The 587-nt window shown below is 66.1% G+C and carries 2 protein-coding genes and 1 pseudogene; all 3 read left to right on the top strand.

Annotated features, from left to right (window positions below; genetic code table 11):
• A pseudogene (rpl44e, locus tag D3D02_RS18595) lies at positions 1 to 126 on the top strand (50S ribosomal protein L44e); the annotation flags it as partial.
• Positions 127 to 128: 2 nt separating this feature from the next.
• Positions 129 to 302: a 30S ribosomal protein S27e gene (locus D3D02_RS18590; RefSeq protein WP_004595868.1), complete on the top strand. Its 174-nt coding sequence runs from the start codon at positions 129 to 131 to the stop codon at positions 300 to 302.
• An 18-nt stretch (positions 303 to 320) separates the two neighbouring features.
• Positions 321 to 587 (top strand): S1 RNA-binding domain-containing protein (locus D3D02_RS18585; protein WP_121571341.1); only part of this gene is annotated, 267 nt, incomplete at its 3' end.

Raw genomic sequence — 587 nt, 5'->3', positions numbered from 1 at the left:
TACTCGAAGGTGCCCGGTGGCGACAAGCCGACGAAGAAGACCCACCTGAAGTACCGCTGCGGCGACTGCGGGAAGGCCCACATGCGCGAGGGATGGCGCGCCGGCCGTCTCACGTTCCAGGAGTAAGCATGGCGGGAGACTTCCACCGCGTCGCCTGCGGCGACTGCGAGAACGAACAGGTCGTCTTCGGCAAGGCCTCCTCGACGGTGTCGTGCGCGGTCTGCGGCACGACCCTCGCGACCCCCACCGGCGGGGAGGCGGAGCTTCACGGCGAAATCGTCGAAACCGTTGAGGCGCGGTAACCGCCTCACCGCTCCGTCATGAAGTACAGCGGCTGGCCCGAACCCGGCGAGTTGGTGGTCGGCGACGTCGACGAGATCGCCGACTTCGGCGTGTTCGTCGACCTCGACGAGTACGAGGACAAGCGCGGCCTCTGCCACATCAGCGAGGTCGCGTCCGGCTGGATCAAGAACGTCCGCGACCACGTCCGCGAGGGACAGACGGTCGTGGCGAAGGTGCTGGAGGTCGACGAGTCGTCGAACCAGATCGACCTCTCGATCAAAGACGTCAACGAACACCAGCGCAAG

It is taken from the genome of Halobellus sp. Atlit-38R (assembly GCF_003665925.1).
GTDB classification, from domain to species: domain Archaea; phylum Halobacteriota; class Halobacteria; order Halobacteriales; family Haloferacaceae; genus Haloquadratum; species Haloquadratum inordinatus.
Note: the sequence above shows the minus strand (reverse complement) of the source record. Positions and strands in the feature narration are given on the sequence as shown.

What these genes read in the sequence shown, in the direction of transcription:
- D3D02_RS18590 (WP_004595868.1), top strand. Translation starts at nt 129, where the DNA reads ATGGCGGGAGACTTCCACCGCGTCGCCTGCGGCGACTGCGAGAACGAA.